This is a genomic window from Kitasatospora sp. NPDC058218, assembly GCF_042882445.1.
Classification (GTDB): domain Bacteria; phylum Actinomycetota; class Actinomycetes; order Streptomycetales; family Streptomycetaceae; genus Kitasatospora.
Genome location: NZ_JBHVWC010000035.1, coordinates 1 through 18,605, shown reverse-complemented (window position 1 = coordinate 18,605; position 18,605 = coordinate 1). Strand labels below are relative to the sequence as shown.

The window sequence follows — 18,605 nt, the reverse complement described above, 5'->3', positions numbered from 1 at the left end:
TCCCGGCTGCTTCGTGGTCGCGCCGTCCCGTGATGATGGGGTCCAAGCGTTCAGGGACTGGGGGAGGGTAGCGGGCAGTTCGTCCAGGGCGGTCTGCTGCAGCTTGGGTACGACTCGACCTCATGCACGAGCCCGTGACGGTCGTTTCCTTGACAGTACGGATTTGGACGAACGCTCTCGGAGTGGCGGGCCGCATGGCCTGTGAGCGCCGGAATGGTTCCGGTTCCTCGGGAGGTCAGCCTCTCGGTACGAGGGTGTTTTCGTTGGTGCGGCCGGCGGCGTAGTCGTCGATGTTGTGGGCGGTGGCGTCGATGATCTGGCTGACGGCGGTGTGGGTGAAGTAGGCCTGGTGGCTGGTGACGAGGACCTGGGGGAAGGTGACGAGGCGGGCGAGGACGTCGTCGGTGATGCCTTCGATGGAGCGGTCGGTGAAGAACACGCCGGTCTCCTCCTCGTAGACGTCGAGGCCGACGCCGGACAGGCGCCCGGCGCGCAGGGTCTCGACGAGGGCGGCGCTGTCGATCAGGCCGCCGCGGCTGGAGTTGATCAGGATCGCGTCCTCCTTCATCCGGGCGAGCGCGGCCGCGTCGATGAGGTGGTGGGTGGACGGCAGCAGGGGCACGTGGAGGCTGATGAGGTCGGCGCGGGTGAGGAGTTCGGGCAGTTCGGTGTAGGTCATGCCGAGGTCGAGGCAGGCGGGGTTCTCCGCGATGTCCCAGCCGAGCAGCTCGGTGCCGAATCCGTGGGCGATGCGGGCGAAGCATTCGCCGATCTTGCCGGTGCCGATGACGCCGACGGTCATGCCGTGGATGTCGCGGCCGAGGAGGCCGTCGAGGCGGAAGTCGAACTCGCGGGAGCGGTTGGCGGCGCGGGTGAGGCGGCGGTTGACGGCCAGCGCGAGGGCCCAAGCGTGTTCAGCTACTGCGTAGGGGCTGTAATGGGAGACCCGGGCGATGGTGAGGCCGAGTTCGGTGGCGGCGTCGAGGTCGATGTTGTTGAAGCCGGTGGAGCGCTGGGCGATCAGCTTGGTGCCTCCGGCGGCGAGCACCGCGAGCGTCTCGGCGTCCAGGACGGCGTTGACGCTGCTGCTGACCACGGGGTAGCCGGCGGCGAGCGGGGCGGTGTCGCGGTTGAGGAATACGGCCAAGGTACGCAGAGGGTGCCGGCCTGTGAAGGCCTTCTCCAGGAGCGGCTGTTCGTCTGCTTGGACGCCGTAGGCGAGAATCTCCACCCCTGTCACGCTACCCAAAGAGTTGCGGAACCGTGAGGTCTGGCTCGCTGAGGACGGGGCTGCATGGACTACAGATGAACGATCTACGCGACAGCGACGACCACCAGATGTGGTCCCGCGACCGTGACCAGAACGGGAACTGGAACGGCTGGCACAAGTTCTGATCGTGGTGGGGGAGTCCCGGGGAACCGGTCGCCGGCCGCTCCGGGGCCCTCGGCCCGCTCGTCCTCCCGGCCGGGCCGGCGGGCGGCGGGGTGGGAAGAGCCCTGCCCCGCCGCCCGCCGTTGCCCGAGCGCGCCCGACGTGCCGTTACGCCGTCACATCACCGCGCCGGCAGGCGCGGGGTGCGCGGCGGCTCCGTGCGTCGGCTTCCGGTGGCCTCGAAGGCCGCGCCGAGGGTGAGCAGGGCGTTGTCGTCGTAGGCGCGGGCGGCGAAGGTCAGTCCGACGGGCATGCCGGTGTCGGCCATGGTGCCCATGGGGACGGTCACCGTGGGGATGCCGAGGTGGCGGGGTACCAGGTTGCCGTTGGCGACCCAGACGCCGTTGCGCCAGCCGAGGTCGGCGGACGCCTCGGAGACGTCCATGTCCGCCGGTCCCACGTCGGCGACGGAGGGGAACACGACCGCGTCCAGGCGCAGTTCGTCCATCCACACCTCCAGGTCGACCCGGCGGGTCTCCTCCAGCCCGCGCAGTCCCTCTTCGAGGTGCGGCATGTCGGTGAAGGAGGCGTACGGGCGCTCGCGCACCAGGCGGGGGTAGTCGCCGATCGTGTCGTCGAAGCCGGCGTAGCGGTCCGGGAGTTCGCCCTGCTGCTTGGGCCAGATGGCGGCGCCGTCGACCTCGGCCAGGGTGGCGAGCGCAGGGTCGCCGTTGGCGCGCAGGAAGTCGTCCCAGGCCCAGGCGGACAGGTCCTCGATCTCGACGGTGAGGAAGTCGCTTCCGACCAGGCCGCGGGTGGAGAGCGAGGGTGCGCCGGGGCGGTCGGACTCGTAGTTCGACACGACGGGGAAGTCGACCTCGACGACCTCGGCGCCGGCGGCCTCCAGGTCGCGGCGGGCGGCCTCCCACAGGGCGATGACCGAGGGGCGGGTGTCGACGCGCTGTCCGGTCTGGCCGCCGATGCCGCCGTCGGGGTTGGTGCCGGCGTCGGGGTCGGCGTTGATGTACATCTTGGGGACGCCGATGCGCTTGCCGGCCACCGCGGCGCGCGCCGACGCCGCGTCGGCGGGTGCGAGCGCCGGGTACGAGGCGGGGCGTACCCGCGAGGGCGCGGGCAGCGGCACCCACGGCTGGGCGCGCCACAGGTCGCCGCGGGTCTCCGGGTCGTCGGCCACGATGACGTCGAGCAGTTCGAACAGGTCGGCCATGGTGCGGGTGTGCGGGACCACGACGTCCATGGTCGGTACCAGCGGCCAGTTGCCGCGCACCGAGATCACGCCGCGGCTGGGCGTGTAGGCGCACAGCGCGTTGTTCGAGGCCGGTGCCCGGCCCGAGGACCAGGTCTCCTCGCCGAGGCCGAAGGCGCCGAACGAGGCCGCCGTCGCGGTGCCCGAGCCGTTGGAGGAGCCGGAGCCGTAGGCGCTGGTGAGCCAGTCGGCGCTGTAGGGGCTCTCCGCGCGGCCGTACACGCCGCGCTGCATGCCGCCGTTCGCCATCGGCGGCATGTTGGTCAGGCCGATGAGGACGGCACCGCCCGCGCGCAGCCGCTCGATCGCGAAGGCGTCGCGCTGGGCGACGAGGTGTTCGAACGCCGGCGAACCGGCCGCGGCCGTCAGTCCCTTCGCGAGGTAGCTGTCCTTCGCGGTGTAGGGGATGCCGTCCAGCGGGCCGAGCGTTTCGCCGCGCGCGCGGCGTGCGTCGGAGGCCTCCGCCTCGGCGCGGGCGTCCGGGTTCATCACGACCATCGCGTTGAGCGCGGTGGGGGTGCCGGCCCGGTCGTACGCGTCGATGCGCGCGAGGTAGGCGTCGAGCAGCCCGACCGCCGTGGCCTCGCCCTTCTCCAGCGCCGCGCGCAGGTCGGCGATACAGGTCTCCACAACGTCGAATCGGCGCGTCATGCGGGTGTCTCCTGAGGGTTGGGGCGGACAGGCGAACTGCTGGGCGTCCCGGCCGATCGCGCACACGCGGTCGTCGCGCCTTCCGTCGCACTGACTAGATTTTCAGTCTAGACTCCTGATCCAGATCCCCAGAACCGAGGTGAGGCCGTGCCGATGCCGGAGTCCGATCCCACGCGGCCGCGGCGCCTCCTTCCACCCGAGAGCGCGCCCGCGGCGAGCGCCGAGCCGGGGGCCGCCCCGCAGGCCGCGCCGGCCCCGGTCGACCGGAAGCGCCGGCCGAGCGGCGACGAGGCGCGGGGCCGGGCGATGCTGGCCGCCATCACCGCCATCGCCGAGAAGGGCGCCGCGGCCGTGCGGATGTCGGACATCGCCGCGCGGGCCGGGATGAGCACCGGGCACATCCTCTACCACTTCGGGAAGAAGGACCGCCTCCTGCTCGAAGTCCTCGCATGGAGCGAGGCGGACCTCGGGGCCCGGTTCCAGCAGGCGGCGGACGAGGCGGCCACCCCCGCCGAGAAGCTGGCGCTCTTCGTCCGCTTCTACCTGCCCCGCCAGCAGGGCGACGAACGCTACGCCCTGTGGACGCAGGTCCTGGCCCAGCGCCACGACGACGCCGGCCGGCGACTGCTCACCGAGCTGTCCGAGGTCTGGGAGCAGCGCCTGGAGGTCATCCTCGTCGAGGGCCGCGCGCTGGGGGAGTTCGCCGACGTGGACCCTCCCGAGTTCGTCATCAGGGCCGTGGCCATGCTCAACGGGCTCTCCGGGGACGTGATGTTCGGACGGCCGCGCTGGCAGCACACCTCCGCGAACGCGTTCGCCCTGGCCGCCCTCGAACGCGAACTGCGGCCGACCGGTCGGGCATGACGGCGTGGCTCGACGCCGCTCGTGGGGTTGCCGCGAGACCACCCCGGCCGGGACGTGAGATGCCGTCAGGCCCGGTCCCCGGCTGGGGGCGGGCCTGACGGCATCGGGCGTGACCGGGTGGTCAGTGGGAGGGATCGACGTCGATGTCGACGCGTTCCTGGTAGAAGGCGATCAGCCCGGTCAGGGCCTCCATGCCGCGCAGCGGGACGGGGTACGACCAGGCGATGGCGCCCCCCTCGCCGTGCGGGGCGAGCGCGAAGTGCACGGCGTTGCCCTTGTAGGGGCAGTAGGTGGTCTCCCAGGAGGGGACGAGCAGTTCGCGGCGCACGTCCTCGGGCGGGATGTAGTAGCGGACGGGGTAGCGGCCCTCCAGGACCACGATCGGCCGCTGGCAGTCGGCGAGCACGACGCCGCCGGCGCGCACGACGATCCGGCCGCGTCCGGGCTCCAGCAGGATGCCGGCGTTGGCGTGGCGCACGGGGGTGTGGGAGGGGGCGTCGAAGGCGGCGGCGGGGCGTATCGCGTCGGGCCGGGCGTCGTGGTCGGGGCGCTGGTCAGCCACGGGACACCGCCGGGCTCTGCGCACTGCCCGCCGCACTGCCGGTCGCGCCCGCGCCACCCGCCCCGCCGCCCGGCGGGGGTGGGGCGGCGGCCGGGGTGCGGCCCTCGGCGATGCGCGCCCACAGTGCCACGCCCGCCCCGACCGCGCACAGCGCCGCGGCGACCAGGACGGCGTGGTCGGTCCCGGCGGCCATCGCGTAGCGCGGCCCGCGGTCGTCGGCGGCCTGGCCGGCGACGGTCAGCGTGATGGCGACGCCGAGGGCCGAACCCAGGTAGCGGGCGGTGTTGTTGGCGCCCGAGCCCATGGCCGCGCGGTCGGCGGGCACGCTGCTGACGGCCAGCCGGGCGAGTGCCGCGTTGAGGACGCCGCTGCCGATGCCGGCGAGGACGAGACCGGGGGCGAAGTGCGTCCAGGAGCCGTCGGGGCTCATGCCGTAGAGGGCGGCCTCGCCGATGCCGCACAGCAGCAGGGAGGCGGCGACCTGGGTGGTGGCGGACATCCGGGTGGCGAGGCGGCGGGCCTGGAGGGCGGAGACGACGGACAGGCCGGACCAGATCGCGAGCACCAGGGAGGCCACCAGGGGTGTTTCCCCGGCGGACTTCTGGAGGGCCATCGGCAGGTAGCTCATCAGGCCGACGATGGCCAGGCCGGTGAACAGGGCGCCGCCGCTGGAGGCGATGAAGCCGGGGCTGCGGAACAGCGCGAGGTCCAGCATCGGTTCGGCGATCCTGGCCTCGACGAGCACGAACAGCGCGAGCAGCAGCACGCCGAGGCCGAGCAGGAGCAGGACGGGGGCGCGGCCCCAGCCGTGCCGGCCCTCGGCGAGCCCGGCGATGAGGCAGGAGGCGCCGGCGGCGAGGGTGGCGACGCCCAGCAGGTCGAGCTTGCGGGGCCGGTCGTTGCGGGACTCCTGCAGGCCGTACGCGGTGAGCGCGATCAGCAGGGCGGACAGCGCGGAGAGCACCCAGTAGACCGAGCGCCAGCCGCCGGCGCGCTCCAGCAGTGCCGCGTAGACCGGGCCGACGGCGATGCCCAGGCCCACCGAGGCGCCCCACATACCGAGCGCCCGGACCCGGCCGGGGCCGACCGGGTAGACGTGGCCGATCAGGCCGAGGGTGGGGGCGAGGACGGCGGCCGCGGCGCAGCCCTGGAGGACGCGGCCGATCAGGAACACGGTGGGGCCGGTGGCGGCCGCGGAGACGGCGGTGGAGATCAGGAGCAGCACCGCCCCGGCGCCGAAGACCCGTTTGCGCCCGTAGTCGTCCGCGGCGCTGCCCATGGTGAGGAGCAGGGCGGCCAGGCCGACCAGGGTGCCGGTGAGCACCCAGGTCTGGGCGGAGGGGCCGAGGCCGAGGTCGGCGGCGGTGGGCGACAGGGTGGTGAGCGGGGAGGTGTAGTCGACCAGGACGAGGAGTGTGCCGAACGCGGCGATCGAGAGGGTGAGGGCGGGGCGGCGCCCCTGGGGCGGCGGGCTGGGCGTCATCGGGGTGGTCCTCGCTGCGAGGGGAGTGGGAGAGGGTCTCCGACCTAAGGTCTGTTCATTGAACTCAACTGAATCTATCACGCCGGGTTCGGTGAAGGAACCTTCGGCTAGACTGGCCCGCATGGCGCTGGGAACCGATTACGCACAGCAGGACTGCTCGCTCGCCCGAGCGCTGGAGGTGGTCGGGGAGCGCTGGAGTCTGCTGATCGTCCGCGACGCCTTCTACGGGGTCCACCGCTTCAACGACTTCCTCGCTCATCTCGACATCCCGCGCGCGGTCCTCACCAGCCGCCTGCAGGCACTGGTGGCCGCGGGCGTGCTCCGCAAGGAGCCCTACCAGAGCTCGCCGGTGCGTCACGGCTACGTCCTGACCTCGGCCGGGCGTGAGCTGTGGCAGCCGATCTACGGGCTGGCGCAGTGGGGGGAGCGCAACGCCTCCACCGGCGGGCCGCGCACGGTCTTCAGTCACGCGGCCTGCGGGACGCGGCTCGACCCGGTGGGCGCCTGCCCGTTGTGCGGCGGGGCGGTGGCACCCGAGAACATCACGATGCAGCCGGGCCCGAGCGCGCAGGACCGGCTGCGGCAGGACCCGGTCTCGCGCGCGCTGGCCCGGCCGCACCGGCTGTTGACGCTGGTGTCGCCCGACGCGGACTGACGCACCCGTCCGCCCGGGCGGACGGGCGGACGGACACACACACCCGCCCGCCCGGCCCGGGGGCGGGGCAGGCGGGTCAGGTGCCGCTCCGCCCGACCGCGTGTCCGCGGCCGGAGTGCGGGGAGCGGGGTCAGCGGGGTTCGGCGACCAGCAACTTGCTGTCCAGCGGCAGGTCGTGGACCGCCGCGAGGGTGAAGCCGGCGCGCTCCAGCAGATCGGCGTACTCGGCGCTGGTGCGCTCGAAGCCGCCGGCGATGGTGAGCATGTGGACGTCGAACCAGGCGGCCAGGGACGGGGTGCCGTCCTCGGGGATGACACGTTCGATGATCAGCAGGGCGCCGTCGGCGGGGACGGCCTCGCGGATGCGCTCCAGCACCCGGACGCACGCCTCGTCGTCGCGTCCGTGCAGGACGCGGGAGAGCAGGTAGACGTCACCGCCGGCGGGGACCTTCTCGTAGTAGTCGCCGCTCTCGTAGCCGATCCGCCCGGCGTCGGGGGACTGGGCGAGGTCGGTGCGGGCGGCGTCGACGACGTGCGCGGTGTCGAACAGGACGCCGGACAGCCCGGGGTGGGCGCGCAGCACGGTGGTGAGCAGGGCGCCGTTGCCGCCGGCGATGTCGACGACGGTACGGGCGCGGGAGAAGTCGTAGAGGGCGGGAACGGGTTCGAAGAAGGAGGAGCTGGCGGCCATCGCGCGGTCGAACCGGGCGGTGAGTTCGGGGGTGCGGGAGAAGTAGGGGTACATGGCGGCGCCGTGGACGTGTTCGAAGGCGTTCTCGCCGGTGCGCACGGTGTGCAGCAGCCGGCCCCAGCCGGCGTAGAACTCGTCGCCGTAGAGCAGGGCGAGGTCGCGCATGGAGCCGTGTTCCTCGGTGCGCAGGGTGCGACCCAGCTCGGTGGTCCGGTAGCGGCCGTCGGGGTCGGTGGCCAGTACGTCGAGCTCGACGAGGAAGCGCAGCAGCCGGGTGAGGGAGGGCTGGTGGGTACCGGTGCGTTCGGCCAGTCCGGCGGCGGTGGCGGGCTCGGCGGCCAGGAGGTCGGCCAGGCCCAGGGTCGCGGCGGTGTGGACGGCCTGGGTGGCCCAGGGGCCGATGAGCAGGTCCATCATGCGGCGGGCGGCGGTGTCGGTCATCGTGGGGACTCTCCTGCGATCGGGGGTACGGGGCCGAAGGGGTGTGCGGTCAGGCGAGGGCGAGGGCACGCCGGCGCAGGTTCTCCACACCGGTGTGCAGGCAGCCGCGGGCTATGGCGTCGCCCTGGATGAGGGTGCGGGAGCCGACGTGGGGGCGGGCGCCGATGGCGGTGACCCATTGGACGGATTCGACCGGGGGGCCGTAGGAGAAGCGACCGCGGTGGGCGGTGCCCTGGGTGTCGAGCAGGCGGAAGGAGACCTCGGCGACGTCGAGGCCGCCGGTGGTGTAGGGCTCGCCGTGGGCGTCGGGGATGACGTGGGGGCGGGCCGCGCCGGAGTCGAGGATGTGGCGCAGCAGTGGGTCGGTGGCGCGGCGCACGTCGGTGAGGGCGAGGTGGGCTTCCAGCAGGGCCTCGGCGGCCAGCGGCGCCTCGTCGACGAGGGGGGAGGAGACGAGGAAGCGCCCGGTGGCCTCGTCGGCCTCGACGTGCATGTTCGGGCCGACCAGGTGGACGGTGCCGGCGCGCACCAGGGCGTCGAGTTCCTCGACGCGGGCGGTGGGCGGTCCGCTGGCGATGTAGTTGTTGAGGCCGCTGAACCAGCGGTCGACGTGGTCGCGGTAGGACCCGCCGCGCAGGCCCTGATGGGAAATCACCTGACGGATCTCGTCGCGCAGGTCGCGCATGATGGCGGCGGTGGCCTTGAAGGGGCTGCGGGCGGGGCCCGCGGCGGACTGTTCGAGGTCCCAGCCCAGGCGGCCGGCGATCCAGTCCCGGTAGGCGGCGCGGTCGGCGAAGCGGCGCTCCAGGCTGGGGCGGTCGACCTGGTCCCAGTCCCAGTGCTGGTCGGGGTCCTCGAAGCGGTCGGTGATCAGCTGCCGCATGGCGGGGGTGTCCCAGTCCAGGTCGGCGTAGGCGGCCAGGAAGCTCTCGCGCTCGGCCTGGGGGGCGTCGGCGAGGCGGCTGCGGTAGTAGACGTAACCGACCTCCTTGGCGATGTAGGGCCACAGGTCGGCGCGGAAGTCGAGTTCGCCCTGGCCGGCGGTGCGGCGCAGGCGGGTGATGACCTCGGCGGTCAGGAACCGCGGCTGGTAGCGGGGGACGACCTCCAGGTGCACCTCGGCCCGGGCGAGGTAGGGCACGCCGCGTCCGGAGCCGGCGTACAGCAGCGGTTCGCGGCCGGAGGGGTGGTAGTGCAGGCGGCCGTCCTGGTCGCGGTCGAAGCGTCCGCCGCGTCCCTGGGTGAAGAGGGTGACGTAGTCGTAGAAGCTGAGGCCCAGGCCGCGCAGGACCAGGGGTCGGCCGGCGGGGAAGGCGTCGAGGTCGCATTCGGCGGGGCTGAGGGGTTCGCGGTAGAGCAGGCCGTGGCGCTCGCCGAAGTCCTTCAGATGCTGCTGACCCTTGGTGGGGGAGACCTCGAAGTGGCCCTGGGCGAGGATGACGGCGTCGCACTCCAGGGGCTCGTCCTCGCCTTCCAGCCGCAGGAGTTGGGTGCCGCGGTCGGTGTCGTCGACGGCGGTGGCGCGGGTGGTGTGGATGTGGACGGAGACCTGGGCGGGGGCGGTGCGGATGATCTCCTGCAGGGCCCAGCGCAGGTAGGCGCCGTTGAAGGCGCGGCTGCCGTAGGACCAGGGCAGCATGCCGGTGGCCTCCTGGCGTTCGGCGTCGGTGACGTCGGTGACGCGCCCGTCGGAGACCATGCGGGCGAACTGGTACTGGGTGGGGCCGGGCAGGATGGGGCCTTCGCAGGGGACGGAGTCGTCGGTGAAGACGGTGACGTCGGAGGCGACGGTGTTCATGAGCAGGGAGCGGTCCTGGTCGCGTCGCCAGACGCGGCCGCCGCCGGCCGGGTACGGGTCGACGAGGTGGACCTCGACGGGGATCGCGGGCGCCACCAGCGCGGCGTTGGCGCACAGCCGCTCCAGGGCGACGACGCCGCGCGGTCCGGCGCCCACGATCCCGACACGGAGGATGGCTTGGCTGGTGGTCACAGGGCGGGTTCCTTTCCCGGGGTGGAGGTGGCGCTGTCGGCGGTGGTGCTCCCCGGGGCGGTGGTGTCCTGGGGGAGTTCGCCGAACAGCAGGGGGAAGTAGTCGATGTCGCGGCGCAGGGCCTGGAAGAGGTCCGCGCCGGGCAGGCCGGTGCTGCCGGTGGTGCTGCCGCCGGTGCGGGTGGGGCCGTCGAGCAGGCGGCGGTTGCGTGCGGTGCTGGCGGCTGAGAGCGGCAGGCGGCCGGGGGAGTGGTAGCGCACGGCGCCGTCGCCGTCGCGGCGGGGAATGACCTCGGAGCGGGCGTGGCGGCTGGCGCTGAAGGGGATGTCGAGGCGGCCGGCGGCGAAGGCGGTGACGATCGCGGTGTCCAGCCGAGGGGCGGCGAGGACGGGTTCGACGATCTCGGCGGTCTCGCGCAGGATCCACTCCAGTTCCTCGGCGACGGCGTCCTCGTCGACGGTGACGAAGTCGAGCAGGGGGGAGCGGGCGACGGCGGCCAGGCGCAGTCCGGCGGCGTTGGCGGCGGCGTCGGGGATGCCGTGGGCCTCCTGGTGGGTCTTGGTGATGAGTTTGGAGGCGCCGCCCAGGCGGGCGGTGAGGGCGCCGTAGAAGATGAGGTCGTCGGCGTGGTGGCGCCGGCGGGGGAAGACGCCCATGAACTCGTGGAGAACGGCGTGGACGTCGGTGCCGGCGGGCAGGTAGCGGGCGGCCAGGAGGGGAACGGCGCGCAGGGCGGCGATGTCCTGGGCGAGGTGGCCGCTCTGCGGGTAGGAGACACTGATGCAGCGCACGCCCGCGGCGGCTGCGGCGACGGCCTCCAGCACGCTGACGGCGAGGCTGATGGACGGCGGGACCAGGACGGCGGTGAGGGTGCCGAACAGCTCCCGGTCCATGACCACGCCCAGGCCGGCGAGTTCGCCGCAGATGTGGTCGACCTCGGCCCAGGCGGCCAGCGAGTCGGCGAGGGGCACGTCCTTGGAGTAGGGCAGGTTGTAGGAGATGCCGCCGCCCTCGAAGGAGGTGATGCCGCAGGCCACGGCGGTGGCGAAGAGCTCGCGCGGGTCGGGGGAGCCGTGCCGGATTTCCAGCGGGACGGCGACCAGTTCGTTCAGTTCCCGTCCGCGCTGCCAGCCGTGGGTGACCAGCGGGTAACCGTTGAGGGTGCGGTGGTCGGTGCGCAGGGCCCGGGCGGCGTGCTCGAAGCGGCGCAGCCGGGTGTGCGAGTCGATGGTGAGGGTGAGAAGGTCGGGGCGGCCTTCGGTTTCCAACTCCTTGAGCAGGAGGGCCATTTCGCGGTGCCCGCCGACCCCGCAGCGCGGCTGCAGGGCGGTGCGTCCGCTCTCCCGGGCACGGGCCAGCACCTCGGCGGCGGTGGGCTTGCCGAGTTGGGTGATGTAGGCCGCCGACTCCTTGAGCGTGGGCGGGGCGGGGGGCACGGGGGTCACCGGGCGGCGGCGGCCGGGACGCAGTCGGACGCGGTGGTGGTGTGCAGGGCGTCGAGGGTGGGGACGAGGTCGGCGGCGCTGGCGAGCACACGGTCGACGCCCAGGTCGTAGAGGCGGGTGACGGAGGCCTCGTCCTTGACGCTGCCGACGGAGAGGTTGCCGCCGACCAGGACCGGGCAGTGGATGCGCCCGGAGCGCTTGGCGTCGGCGAGGTCGTGCAGGTCCTCGTGGATCTGTCCGTTGAGGCTGCCGATGAGGACGGCCTCGGCCTGCGGGTGGCGCTCGCACGCGTCGGCGAACTCGGCGACCGGGGTGCAGGTGCCGAGGTTGACGACGGTGAAGCCGTCCGCGCGCAGCGCGTGGGCGATCAGGTGGTTGGCGACGGCGTGGCTGTCGCTGGCTGCGACGCCGAGGATCACCAGGCGGCCGTCCCGTTCGGGTGCGCCGGTCGGACGGGCGGGCAGGGGCGCGGGTATGGACATGGGCATGGGCGTGGGCATGGGAAACCGCCTATCCGTGGAGTACGGGCGGGTACGGGGTGTTGTGGTGCGGAGCGATACGAAGGGTCTGACGGTCCGTCAGGTGGGGCGGATGGTCAGTCGTCGAAGGCGGCGAACAGCTCGCGCTTGCTGACCGAGCGGATGCGGGCGACGTCGAACTCCTCGGGGTCGGCCGCCGAGAGCGAGTCGAAGACCCGGTTGATCGCGGCGACCAGGCCCCACTCGGCCGTGTAGGCGGGCCAGTTGCGGTGGCCGTCCACGAGGTCCTGCTGGCGGGCGAAGATGTAGTCGTGCCACTGCCGGCTGGCGGGGTAGCGGTGGTGGAAGTCATGGACGACGGTGTCGCCGGTCAGCACCAGGTAGCGGGTGGGGAAGTGCACCAGCGCCATGCGGGCGCTCCAGCGCAGCCAGCGCAGCGGGGCGGTGGCGGCGGGCAGGCCCGGGGCGGGTGCCGCCTCGCCGATGAAGATCGCGTTGGTCAGGCTCCCGAAGTACTCGCGGCCGCGGCGCACCGTGGTGCCGGGCGCGGGGAAGGTGTGCTTGACGCACAGCCGCAGGGTGTTGCTGATCTGGTAGAGCACGCCGATCGGCACGAACCAGACCACCAGCACGGCCGGCCAGGCCCCCAGCAGCACGGCCGCCGCCCCGCCGCCGCCGTACAGGGCGAGGGCGATGGCCTTCTCGGCGGCGGCGCTGTCGTGCCAGAAGGAACGCACCCGGGAGATCGCGAAGGCCAGGTGGAAGCGGGGGGAGAGGGTCTTGAGCAGCACCCGCCGCCACATCCGGCGCCGGGTCATGCCCGGGTGCAGGTCGAGGCTGATCAGGAAGGCCTGGACAGTGGGGTCGCGCAACGTCATGTGGTGGACGGCGTGGTGGTCGGCGACATGCTCGCGGCTGTAGCGCTCGAAGTTCTGGATCACCAGGAGGGCGGAGATGGAGTGGCCGACGGCGGTGTCCAGCCTGCGGTGCCCGAACATGTTCCGGTGCGAGCACTGGTGGTAGACCATCATCCGCAGATTCCGCTGGCCGTGCAGGGTCATCGCCCAGCCGGGCAGCAGCAGGAGCAGGAACCAGGCGCCCAGGACGAAGCCGATGGCGGACACGGCCGCGCCGGCCAGTACGGACAGCGAGGCGGTGGCCAGGTGGAAGCCGGGCGACAGGGCCACGGGGCGCTGACCGGCCAGCGGGCGCCCGGTCAGGAAGGTGAGCGGTAGCTGGAGCGGGCCGGGCAGGCGCCGCATGCTCTCCCGCACCGGGTCGGCGGCCGTATCGGCGCCGGCCGGGTCCGGTGCGGCGGCCGGGTGTGGTGTGGCGGCCGGGTTCGCTGTGGCTGTGGTGGTGTGCGGTGCGGCGTCGGAGGCGGTGTCGGAAGTGGCGTCGCGCGTCGTCGGAGAGTGCGACGCGGTGTTGCCAGGTCTCATGGCGGGCGTGCCTTTCTGCTGGGCGGCAGCACGACGCGTCGCCCGCCCCGCTCCGCGGTGAACGCGGGCAGGGCGGAGCGGGGCGGGGTGATGGTCGTGAAACCGCTGTTCGAACAGCACACAGGTCTGGACAACGGGGTGGCGCGAGGGAATGCCCGGCCCACGGCCGCTCAGGCCGGATGGTCCGGGAAGAACATGGGGGCGGCCCGAGGGTGGACGTCCCGGGCGGCGAGCGGCGGGCGGCGCGGCGCCATAGTGGCGCAACCTTGTCATGTCGCCTGCGGTCAGTGCGGCTTCACGCTAACCACGCCTATCGGATCAAGTCAAGCGGCATCCGAGTGGCGAGTGACATCCAGTCAGCTCTGGTCAGTGCGAACGCGAATGGGTTACGCTCCCCAGAACTGGTGAACGAACCTGACTGGCAGTCAGGAGGCGACTCTGCCGGCGGCCGAGGGAACGCGGCGGAGTCCATCCGGATGCCTGGAGGTACGCGAGGGGGCCCCGCCGAGGGGTTCCCATGGGGGAAGGAAGTCACAGTTGCAGACCACGCGACAGCCCTCTGGTCAGGCCGGCTTCAGGGCCGAGGTCGACGTCTTCCGCGCGCCGGTCACCAGATCCAGATGCCCCGCGTCCTTGGCTACCGCCTCCGTCTCCGCATCCGCTTCTGCCGTTCGCGGCCCTGTCCGGCCCCGCGCCTTCGCGTCCAGCACCGGCAGACGGTGGCCGTACGACATCTGCGCACACCAGCGGTCATGAGGAGTCGGCAGGTCCTTGCTCCGCGCCTCGTCGACGCAGGACGGCGCGCGCTGATGATCCCCTTCCGCCCGGCACGGCCGAGCTCGCAGGAACAGCAGGAACGACCCCTGCCCGGCGCCGCCCGCCAGGTCCGGCACCCGCCGTGCCTCGGTGATCGGCGCGCCGGCCCCCTCGGTGTGCCCGCTGTGCGGTCGCGGCGCGTCCGTGGCCGTTCGCGGTCGCGCCCGGCCGGCCGGGTCGTGGTGGCTGTCGTGGCTGTGGTCGCCGTCCAGGTTGTCCGGCGTTCGGCTCCGCGTCTGGTCCAGTGGCCGGGCGCTCTCCGTGGCGCGTCCCTCCCGGCCCCGCGTCCCCGCGCACGTCCGGTGTGTCCGCGTCGTCGGCCCGGGCGCCAACTGATCGGCGCGAGAACACAGTTCTCGCCGCTGTTCGGCGGACCGGTGCCGCGAGCCGTCCTCCGTCCCGACCGTCGCCATCGACTCCTGTACCTGCCCGGCCGCGGATGCGTGCCGGGGCACCCGCACGACCTCCTGCCGGTTCCCCAGTCCCACCGGCAGGTGTCCGACCGTGCGTTTCACCGCCCAGGGCTCCGCCGACAGGGCGGCCCGCGCGGTGCCGGCGGAGCCCTGGGCGGCGCCTGGCCTGCGCGCGTGCGGCGCGGTGCTGTCGGTCGGCGGCGCGGCGGGTTCGGGCTGTCCGGGTGCCGGCAGGGCGGCTGGGGCGGCGGCGAGGCGATGGAGCGTCTGCGGCGAGGGAGGGCGGTGGTCCGTCTCCGGACGTGAGAGGTGGCCGGTCGACGCCGGGGCGACGGCCGGGGCCGTCTGCCGGGTGCGCCGCTCCAGGCGGAGCCGCCTCGATCGGCGACTCAACGCCGGCTGCTCCACTGCCGTCACCACTTCACCTCCGTCATCACTCCCGTCACCGTCACTGCTCCGTCGCCGTGCACGTCCCGCTAGGAGGAACCCTCGATGCCGGCACCGTCGGACGCATGCGCCACTCGCGTTCCGGCTCCGTTCGCCGAAGGGTCTCGGGCCGGCGCGGCCCCGCGGGCGGCCGCAGGGACGTTCCGCAGCCGGTGGTCGGGCTCCGGTGGCCTGGAAGGGCCCCGGGTCGGGCCCGGGTCCGCCGTCACCCCGCAGGTGGCTTCCGGTGCTGCCGGTGGCCGTCCCCGCGCGTCCGTCGTCGTGACAAAGCTATGGCAGGTTTTGTCAACTGGCAATGACCGGACTGAAGTCGGCGTCGCCAGAGGGTCTGTCGGCGCCGGGAGGGTCCTCCGCGAGAACGAGGGCGAGCAGGCCGGGGAACCGCGCGTCGAACTCGGCCCGGCGCAGCCGGTTGTACCGCCGGGCGCCGGCGTCGCGCTGCTCAATCAGGCCGCTCTGGCGCAGCACCGTGAAGTGGTGACTGCGGGTGGCCTTGCTGACGCCCAGTTCGAACGTGCCGCAGGCGCGGCTCCAGTCCGCACTGCCGGCCAGCTCGCGCACGATCGCGCGCCGCACCGGATCGGCGAGCACCTGCAGCACCTCGTGCAGCGTCACCTCCGCCGGGTCCGTGTGCTCAAGGCCGCGCGCACGCCGGGAACGGCTGTCACCCGCCGGAGTCAACGCACTTGACGAACTGTCACCGATGCGACTTTCATTCATGGTGATCGACCTCCATCGAACACTATAGACCGCGAAGGCCCTTCGCGGACCGGGACCGACCATTTCCATCTGAACGGGGGCTACCTGATGAGTGAAGCCATCGAGACCCCCGGGCGCGCCCGGTCCCCACGCCGCCACCCGGGCGCCCCCGTGCGCCGGCCCGGAGGTGCCGGCGGGCCGGCCGGCACCTCCGGGCCCGGCGCGGGTGCCCTCGGTTCGGTCTGTCTCGGCTTCTTCATGGTCCTGCTCGACGGAAGCGCGCTCAACGTCGCCCTGCCCGACCTCAGCGCCGAATTCGGCGGCTCGCTGGCCACGTTGGAGTGGACGGTCAACGCCTACACCGTCGCCATGGCCGCCTGCCTGCTCGGCGGCGGCGCCCTCGCCGACAAGCTCGGTGCCCGCCGTCTCTTCCAGGCCAGCCTGCTGCTCTTCGTCGCCGCGTCCGCCGCCTGCGCGGCTGGGCCCACCATCGGGGCCCTGATCGCCGCCCGCGTCGTCCAGGGCGTGGCCGCCGGCGGTCTGCTGCCCGCCTCGCTGGCCGTCATCGCTCACATGTACCCCGAAAGCGCGGCCCGCGCTCGGGCCTTCACCGTCTGGGGCGGCGTCAGCTCGTTGGCCCTGGTGGCCGGCCCGGTGGCGGGCGGCGCGCTGACCGCCGGCGTCGGCTGGCGGGCGATCTTCCTCGTCAACGTCCCCATCGGACTGGCCGCCGCCGTGGTCTGCCGGCGCAAGGTCGCCCCCTCGCCGGTGCGCGCCGTCCGACTGGACGTGCTCGGCCAGCTCTCCACCGCGGCCCTGGTCGGCTCCGGCATCGGCACCCTGGTCCAGGCCGGGGCCCTGGGCTGGAGCGCGCCACTGACCCTGGTGCTCGCCGTCGCCACCCTCGCCGCCGCCATCGCCTTCGCCGCCGCCGAACGCTTCGCCACCCACCCCGTCCTGCCCCTGGACACCTTCCGCCGCCCCGGTTTCACTCCCGCCCTCACCGTCGGCGCGCTCTACCAGTTCGGCGCCTACGGCGCTCAGTTCGCCATTTCCCTGCACCTGCAGCGCCACTGGGGGCGTGACGCGCTCGGCGCCGGCCTCGCCTTCGTCCCCTTCGCGCTCTGCTGGAGCCTGGCCTCCTTCGTCCTGGCCCGCGCCGTCCACCGCACCGGGGTGCGCGCCCTGCTGACCACCGGCGCCGCCACGGCCGCCGTCGGTGCCCTCGTCCTCCTGCCGCTGGCCGCCACCCCCGACTGGTGGCTGTTCACCGCCGGCAGCTGCCTGCTCGGACTCGGCGCCGGCCTCATGGGCCCCTCCCTGCCCACTCTGGCGCTGCGGTCCCTGCCCCCCGACCGGTCCGGCCTCGCCTCGGGCTCCCTCAACGCCTTCCGCCAGATCGGCGGAGCGGTCGCGATCGCCCTGTTCGGCCCGGTCCTGGCGGCAACGGGCGCCGGCGGCCTGAGGGTCTGTCTGGCGCTGGTCGCGGCAGGCTTCCTGGCCGTCACCTGGGCGGTGCACCGCAGCGTGCGCTGACCCCAATGGCCCCGGCCTTCCGTCCCCGACCTTCCCGACCTGACCTTCCCGACCCGACCTTCCGCCCCCGACCCCGTCCGACGATCCGAGGAGAACGAACACCCATGCGCGCAGTGGTGGTCCACCAGCCTGGCGGTCCCGAAGCCCTCACCCCCGTTGAACTCCCCGACCCGGTCCCGGGCCCCGGCGAAGTCCTGGTCCGCACCGGCGCCGTCGGCGTCAACTTCAAGGACGTCTACGAACGCGAAGGGCGCACCGGCGCCACCGTGCCCTTCGTCCCCGGCTGCGAGGGCGCCGGCACCGTCGTCGCCACCGGCCCCGACGTCACCTCCCCCGCCGTCGGTGACCGCGTCGCCTGGTGGGCGGCCCCCGCGAGCTACGCCGAACTCGTCGTCGTGCGGGCGGGCGCCACCGTGCCGGTGCCCGACGACATCCCCGACACCGACGCCGCGGCCGTCCTCCTCCAGGGCCTCACCGCCCACTACCTGACCACTACCACCTGGCCCACCCGCAAGGGAGCCACTGCCCTGGTCCACTCCGCCGCCGGTGGCCTGGGCGCCCACCTGACGCGCCTGCTCGCCGCCGCCGGCGTCCGGGTGATCGGCACGGTCTCCAGCCCGGCCAAGGCCGCCGCCGCCACCGCGGCCGGCGCCGAGGAGGTCGTCGTCCGCAACGAGGAGGACTTCGCCGCCCGCGCGCGCGAACTGACCGGCGGCCACGGCGTGGACGTGGTCTTCGACGGCATCGGCCGCGACACCTTCGAGGCCGGTCTGACCTGCCTGGCCCGCCGCGCCACCTTCGTCCTGGCCGGCGCTGCCTCCGGCCCCGCCCCCGCCCTCGACCCCCAGTCCCTCGCCGCCCATGGCTCCGTCTACCTGACCCGCCCCACTCTGGTCGATCACGCCACCGACCCCGCCGAACTGCGCGCCCGCGCGGCGGAGGTCTTCGACTGGCTCCGCCAGGGCCGCCTCATCCTCACCATCGCCGCCCAGCACCCCCTCGCCGACGCCGCCGCCGCCCACACCGCCCTGCAATCCGGCCTCACCACCGGCAAGCTCCTCCTGCTCCCGTCCCCCTGACTGCTGTACGGGCACCTCTGCCACCGGCTCCCCGACCGTGCCGGGAGCTCCTCCACTGCCGGGGGGCGTCTCGGGACGTCGGGGGTGTCAGTGGTGTCCAGGGGTGTCGGGGTGCACGGTGACGCTGAAGCCCGGTCCTTCAGGACTCCGTTGGGAAATCCGCAAAACGGGCCGGGGGTCAGGCTGCCAGGTTGAGTGCGGTGAGATGTGAGGTCCGGGTCTTGCCGAGTGGTGTGCCGGTGAGCCAGGCGTCGAGGCGGATGAGGTTGATCG

15 protein-coding genes are annotated in these 18,605 nt (G+C 73.4%); 4 read left to right on the top strand and 11 right to left on the bottom strand.

Annotated elements, in window-relative coordinates; translation table 11 throughout:
- Window positions 1-235 precede the first annotated feature (235 nt).
- Together ACFVYI_RS22215 and ACFVYI_RS22210 are read right to left on the bottom strand one after the other, a co-directional pair.
- Window positions 236-1,231, bottom strand: coding sequence for a 2-hydroxyacid dehydrogenase (locus tag ACFVYI_RS22215; RefSeq protein WP_387888218.1), 996 nt, complete (start codon window positions 1,229-1,231; stop codon window positions 236-238).
- Between the two features lie 322 nt (window positions 1,232-1,553).
- Entirely contained in the window at window positions 1,554-3,290 is a 1,737-nt protein-coding gene (locus ACFVYI_RS22210; RefSeq protein ID WP_387888216.1) for an amidase, read from the bottom strand.
- A 153-nt stretch (window positions 3,291-3,443) separates the two neighbouring features.
- On the opposite strand from ACFVYI_RS22210, the gene ACFVYI_RS22205 reads away from it, so the two are divergent.
- The gene (locus ACFVYI_RS22205; RefSeq protein WP_387888215.1) at window positions 3,444-4,154 is read left to right on the top strand and encodes a TetR/AcrR family transcriptional regulator; all 711 of its coding nucleotides are present in this window, start codon (window positions 3,444-3,446) and stop codon (window positions 4,152-4,154) included.
- A 121-nt stretch (window positions 4,155-4,275) separates the two neighbouring features.
- On the opposite strand, the gene ACFVYI_RS22200 is transcribed toward ACFVYI_RS22205, so the two are convergent.
- Window positions 4,276-4,716, bottom strand: a complete 441-nt coding sequence (locus ACFVYI_RS22200) for a DUF427 domain-containing protein (protein ID WP_387888212.1) — start codon at window positions 4,714-4,716, stop codon at window positions 4,276-4,278.
- Window positions 4,709-6,199 (bottom strand): MFS transporter, encoded by a 1,491-nt coding sequence (locus ACFVYI_RS22195; RefSeq protein WP_387888209.1) that lies wholly within the window; start codon window positions 6,197-6,199, stop codon window positions 4,709-4,711. The genes ACFVYI_RS22200 and ACFVYI_RS22195 overlap by 8 nt, the downstream gene beginning before the upstream one ends.
- 121 nt (window positions 6,200-6,320) lie before the next feature.
- On the opposite strand from ACFVYI_RS22195, the gene ACFVYI_RS22190 reads away from it, so the two are divergent.
- Window positions 6,321-6,854, top strand: coding sequence for a winged helix-turn-helix transcriptional regulator (locus ACFVYI_RS22190; RefSeq protein WP_387888206.1), 534 nt, complete (start codon window positions 6,321-6,323; stop codon window positions 6,852-6,854).
- Window positions 6,855-6,984: 130 nt separating this feature from the next.
- Here ACFVYI_RS22190 and ACFVYI_RS22185 read toward each other — a convergent pair whose 3' ends face one another.
- From ACFVYI_RS22185 to ACFVYI_RS22155, 7 genes are all read right to left on the bottom strand, one after another.
- The gene (locus tag ACFVYI_RS22185) at window positions 6,985-7,986 is read right to left on the bottom strand and encodes a methyltransferase (RefSeq protein ID WP_387888203.1); all 1,002 of its coding nucleotides are present in this window, start codon (window positions 7,984-7,986) and stop codon (window positions 6,985-6,987) included.
- Between the two features lie 49 nt (window positions 7,987-8,035).
- Window positions 8,036-9,976 carry an FAD/NAD(P)-binding protein gene (locus tag ACFVYI_RS22180; protein ID WP_387888201.1) on the bottom strand — a complete coding sequence of 647 codons (1,941 nt, stop codon included), beginning with the start codon at window positions 9,974-9,976 and terminating at the stop codon, window positions 8,036-8,038.
- On the bottom strand, window positions 9,973-11,412 hold the full coding sequence (locus ACFVYI_RS22175; protein WP_387888199.1) for a methylaspartate mutase: 1,440 nt from the start codon (window positions 11,410-11,412) through the stop codon (window positions 9,973-9,975). The genes ACFVYI_RS22180 and ACFVYI_RS22175 overlap by 4 nt, the downstream gene beginning before the upstream one ends.
- A 5-nt stretch (window positions 11,413-11,417) precedes the next feature.
- The gene (locus tag ACFVYI_RS22170) at window positions 11,418-11,903 is read right to left on the bottom strand and encodes a cobalamin-dependent protein (protein WP_387888197.1); all 486 of its coding nucleotides are present in this window, start codon (window positions 11,901-11,903) and stop codon (window positions 11,418-11,420) included.
- A gap of 113 nt (window positions 11,904-12,016) precedes the next feature.
- Window positions 12,017-13,342: a fatty acid desaturase gene (locus ACFVYI_RS22165; RefSeq protein ID WP_387888194.1), complete on the bottom strand. Its 1,326-nt coding sequence runs from the start codon at window positions 13,340-13,342 to the stop codon at window positions 12,017-12,019.
- Window positions 13,343-13,905: 563 nt separating this feature from the next.
- The gene (locus ACFVYI_RS22160) at window positions 13,906-14,235 is read right to left on the bottom strand and encodes a hypothetical protein (protein ID WP_387888191.1); all 330 of its coding nucleotides are present in this window, start codon (window positions 14,233-14,235) and stop codon (window positions 13,906-13,908) included.
- A gap of 1,068 nt (window positions 14,236-15,303) precedes the next feature.
- Window positions 15,304-15,633, bottom strand: coding sequence for an ArsR/SmtB family transcription factor (locus ACFVYI_RS22155; protein WP_387888189.1), 330 nt, complete (start codon window positions 15,631-15,633; stop codon window positions 15,304-15,306).
- Window positions 15,634-15,825: 192 nt separating this feature from the next.
- On the opposite strand from ACFVYI_RS22155, the gene ACFVYI_RS22150 reads away from it, so the two are divergent.
- Together ACFVYI_RS22150 and ACFVYI_RS22145 are read left to right on the top strand one after the other, a co-directional pair.
- Complete coding sequence (locus tag ACFVYI_RS22150) at window positions 15,826-17,253, top strand: MFS transporter (protein ID WP_387888186.1); 1,428 nt, start codon at window positions 15,826-15,828, stop codon at window positions 17,251-17,253.
- Window positions 17,254-17,357: 104 nt separating this feature from the next.
- Window positions 17,358-18,332, top strand: coding sequence for a quinone oxidoreductase family protein (locus ACFVYI_RS22145; protein WP_387888184.1), 975 nt, complete (start codon window positions 17,358-17,360; stop codon window positions 18,330-18,332).
- Window positions 18,333-18,605 lie beyond the last annotated feature (273 nt).

What these genes read in the sequence shown, in the direction of transcription:
- ACFVYI_RS22190 (WP_387888206.1), top strand. Translation starts at nt 6,321, where the DNA reads ATGGCGCTGGGAACCGATTACGCACAGCAGGACTGCTCGCTCGCCCGA.
- ACFVYI_RS22185 (WP_387888203.1), bottom strand. Translation starts at nt 7,986, where the DNA reads ATGACCGACACCGCCGCCCGCCGCATGATGGACCTGCTCATCGGCCCC.
- ACFVYI_RS22150 (WP_387888186.1), top strand. Translation starts at nt 15,826, where the DNA reads ATGAGTGAAGCCATCGAGACCCCCGGGCGCGCCCGGTCCCCACGCCGC.
- ACFVYI_RS22145 (WP_387888184.1), top strand. Translation starts at nt 17,358, where the DNA reads ATGCGCGCAGTGGTGGTCCACCAGCCTGGCGGTCCCGAAGCCCTCACC.
- ACFVYI_RS22165 (WP_387888194.1), bottom strand. Translation starts at nt 13,342, where the DNA reads ATGAGACCTGGCAACACCGCGTCGCACTCTCCGACGACGCGCGACGCC.
- ACFVYI_RS22205 (WP_387888215.1), top strand. Translation starts at nt 3,444, where the DNA reads ATGCCGGAGTCCGATCCCACGCGGCCGCGGCGCCTCCTTCCACCCGAG.
- ACFVYI_RS22210 (WP_387888216.1), bottom strand. Translation starts at nt 3,290, where the DNA reads ATGACGCGCCGATTCGACGTTGTGGAGACCTGTATCGCCGACCTGCGC.
- ACFVYI_RS22170 (WP_387888197.1), bottom strand. Translation starts at nt 11,903, where the DNA reads ATGTCCATACCCGCGCCCCTGCCCGCCCGTCCGACCGGCGCACCCGAA.
- ACFVYI_RS22195 (WP_387888209.1), bottom strand. Translation starts at nt 6,199, where the DNA reads ATGACGCCCAGCCCGCCGCCCCAGGGGCGCCGCCCCGCCCTCACCCTC.